The organism is Pseudomonas sp. P5_B2, assembly GCF_056400445.1.
In genome coordinates, this window is record NZ_JBFULH010000393.1 from 1 (window position 1) to 3,842 (window position 3,842).

Consider the following 3,842-nt stretch of genomic DNA (forward strand, 5'->3'; position numbering starts at 1 on the left):
CTCGCGAACAACAGGACGCTTTCGGCGTGCGCTCCCACCAGCTCGCTCATAAAGCGACGTTGGAGGGCAAGTTCAAAGACGAAATCATCCCGATGCAGGGCTACGATGAGAATGGTTTCCTGAAACTGTTCGACTACGACGAGACCATTCGTCCGGAAACCACCCTGGAAAGCCTGGCCGCTCTTAAGCCAGCGTTTAACCCGAAGGGCGGCACCGTGACAGCCGGTACCTCGTCGCAGATCACTGATGGTGCTTCGTGCATGATCGTGATGTCGGCACAACGTGCACAGGACTTGGGCATCCAGCCTATGGCGGTGATCCGTTCGATGGCAGTGGCAGGTGTGGATCCGGCAATCATGGGCTATGGTCCAGTACCGGCTACACAAAAAGCACTGAAGCGCGCGGGCCTTGGTATTAACGATATCGACTTCTTTGAGCTCAATGAAGCTTTCGCCGCACAGGCCCTGCCAGTGCTGAAAGATCTGAAAGTGCTCGACAAGATGAACGAGAAGGTTAACCTGCACGGCGGCGCGATTGCCTTGGGTCACCCGTTCGGTTGCTCCGGTGCACGTATCTCCGGCACGCTGCTGAACGTGATGAAGCAAAATGGCGGCACCTTCGGGGTGGCTACCATGTGCATTGGTCTCGGCCAAGGCATCTCCACCGTCTTCGAACGCGTTTAAGCGTTCCGTTGACGGAAGCCGGGGCCAAGTGCCCCGGTTTTTGTTTTTCTGAATATATTTTTGTTTTTATTTTGAAAAGATTTGAGTGAGGGCCAAACCATGCCGTTACAACCCGGGCTCTACGAACATTACAAAGGTCCGCAGTACCGCGTATTCGCTGTTGCGCAGCATTCGGAAACCGAAGAGGAAGTAGTCTTCTATCAAGCCCTGTATGGCGATTACGGCTTTTGGGTGCGTCCCTTGAGCATGTTCTTGGAATCGGTCGAGGTTGACGGCGAACAGGTGCCACGCTTTGCTTTGGTGCAAGCCGAACCGAGCGTTTTTCCACAGCCATAAGGGGAGTGCGTGCAGAACCCTGCGCTTGACCTCACCTTGTAGCCACTATATATAGCGGTGCCGCGTCAGGCGCCAACCGCCTTTCACTTCTAGAATTCAGGAATTTTCTGATCCATGGGCAAATCGCTGGTCATTGTGGAATCCCCGGCTAAGGCCAAGACCATCAACAAGTATCTGGGTAACCAATACGTGGTGAAGTCGAGTATCGGCCATATCCGAGACCTGCCCACCAGCGGTTCGGCTAGCGCCAGCAAAGAGCCAGCCGCCAAGCGCGGCAAGGCTGCCGCGGGTGAAGGTCCGGTGCTCACGCCGAAAGAGAAAGCGCGCAAGCAACTGGTTTCGCGCATGGGCGTCGATCCCGATCATGGCTGGAAAGCCAAGTACGAGATCCTCCCAGGCAAGGAAAAAGTCATCGAAGAGCTGCGCCGGCTCGCCAAAGATGCTGACACCATCTATCTCGCAACCGACTTGGACCGCGAGGGGGAAGCCATTGCCTGGCACCTGCGCGAAGCCATCGGTGGTGACGACAGCCGCTACAAGCGCGTGGTGTTCAACGAAATCACCAAGAAGGCGATTCAGGAAGCCTTCTCCAAGCCGGGCGAGCTGGACATCGACCGTGTAAATGCCCAGCAGGCGCGTCGTTTCCTCGACCGTGTTGTGGGCTACATGGTTTCGCCGCTGCTGTGGGCCAAGATCGCCCGTGGCCTGTCCGCCGGTCGCGTGCAGTCGGTTGCCGTAAAACTGGTGGTTGAGCGCGAACGTGAAATCCGTGCGTTCAACCCCGAAGAATACTGGGAAATTCACGCTGACCTCGGCACCGCCAAGGGTGCGACAGTGCGCTTCGACGTGGCTCGTGAGAAAGGCGAAGCCTTCAAGCCGCTCAACGAAACCCAGGCCCTGGCCGCGCTGGAAAAGCTCAAGGCTTCCAGCTACAGCATCGCCAAACGCGAAGACAAACCGACCAGCAGCAAGCCGTCGGCGCCGTTCATCACGTCCACCTTGCAGCAGGCCGCGAGCAACCGCCTGGGCTTCGGCGTGAAGAAAACCATGATGATGGCCCAGCGTCTGTACGAAGCCGGCTACATCACGTACATGCGTACTGACTCCACCAACCTCTCGGCCGATGCCGTGACGATGGCGCGCACCTATATTGAAGGCGAATTCGGCAAGAAGTACCTGCCGGAGACCCCGAACGTCTACAGCAGCAAGGAAGGCGCACAAGAGGCTCACGAAGCGATTCGTCCTTCCGATGCCAACACCGAGCCAAGCAAGCTGTCGGGCATGGAGCGTGATGCTGAGCGGCTCTACGAGCTGATCTGGCGCCAGTTCCTTGCTTGCCAGATGCTGCCGGCGCAATACCTGTCGACCACGGTCACCGTCGGTGCTGGCGATTTTGAGCTGCGAGCCAAGGGCCGCATCCTCAAGTTCGACGGTTACACCCGCGTCATGCCGCAAATTGCCAAGCCAGGCGATGATGATGTGTTGCCGGACATGGCCCAGGGCGATGCGATGAAGCTGATCAAGCTTGATCCGACCCAGCACTTCACCAAGCCGCCTGCGCGCTATTCGGAAGCGAGCCTGGTTAAAGAAATGGAAAAACGCGGTATCGGTCGTCCTTCGACCTACGCGGCGATTATTTCGACCATCCAGGACCGTGGCTATGTCGCGCTGCACAACCGTCGTTTCTATTCGGAAAAGATGGGCGACATCGTCACCGAGCGGCTGTCCGAGAGTTTCTCCAACCTGATGGACTACGGCTTCACCGCCGGCATGGAAGAGCACCTCGATGACGTGGCCCAGGGTGAGCGAGACTGGAAAAACGTGCTGGACGAGTTCTACGGTGACTTCAAGAAGAAGCTCGAAGTAGCCGAAAGCGCAGAAAACGGCATGCGTGCCAACCAGCCGGTCATGACCGACATACCGTGCTTGACCTGTGGCCGTCCGATGCAGATTCGTACTGCTTCGACAGGCGTGTTCCTCGGCTGCTCGGGCTACAGCCTGCCGCCGAAAGAGCGCTGCAAGGCCACCGTCAATCTGGTGCCGGGTGATGAAATCGCCGCGGACGACGAAGGTGAATCGGAGTCGCTGGTTCTGCGTGGCAAGCACCGCTGCCCGATTTGCAGCACCGCGATGGACGCTTACCTGCTCGACGAGAAGCGCAAGCTGCACATCTGCGGTAACAACCCGGATTGCGACGGCTATGAAATCGAAGAGGGCACCTATCGAATCAAAGGCTACGAAGGTCCGAGCCTGGAGTGCGACAAGTGTGGCAGCGAGATGCAGCTCAAGACCGGCCGTTTCGGCAAGTTTTTTGGCTGCACCAACGCGACGTGCAAGAACACCCGCAAGCTGCTGAAGAGTGGTGACGCGGCACCGCCGAAGATGGACCCGGTGAAGATGCCTGAGCTGAAGTGCGAAAAGGTCAACGACACCTACATCCTGCGCGACGGTGCTTCCGGGCTGTTCCTGGCTGCCAGCCAATTCCCGAAAAACCGTGAGACCCGTGCTCCGCTGGTCATGGAAATTGTGCCGCACAAGGATGAGATCGATCCGAAGTATCACTTCCTCTGCGAAGCGCCGAAGAAAGATCCCGACGGTCTCCCTTCAGTGATCCGATATAGCCGTAAGACCAAAGAGCAGTATGTGCAGACAGAAGTCGACGGTAAGCCGACTGGTTGGAAGGCGTACTACGACGGCGGCAAGTGGAAGGTTGAAGACAAGCGTCCGGCTGCAAAGGCTTAAAGGGATAGTGGGCCGACTCCGTCGGCCATCGGGAGCAAGCTCCCTCGCCACAGACAAAAGGCCGCATGACAACCCTCGGGC

Annotated in this window: 3 protein-coding genes; all 3 read left to right on the top strand. The window is 57.8% G+C overall.

Annotated features, from left to right (window positions below):
- Positions 1–683 (top strand): acetyl-CoA C-acyltransferase (locus tag AC1DRJ_RS21110; protein WP_477803852.1); only part of this gene is annotated, 683 nt, incomplete at its 5' end.
- 99 nt (positions 684–782) lie between these two features.
- On the top strand, positions 783–1,019 hold the full coding sequence (locus AC1DRJ_RS21115) for a DUF1653 domain-containing protein (RefSeq protein WP_477803853.1): 237 nt from the start codon (positions 783–785) through the stop codon (positions 1,017–1,019).
- Between the two features lie 114 nt (positions 1,020–1,133).
- Positions 1,134–3,761 (top strand): type I DNA topoisomerase, encoded by a 2,628-nt coding sequence (topA, locus tag AC1DRJ_RS21120; RefSeq protein WP_477803854.1) that lies wholly within the window; start codon positions 1,134–1,136, stop codon positions 3,759–3,761.
- The last annotated feature ends 81 nt before the right edge of the window (positions 3,762–3,842 follow it).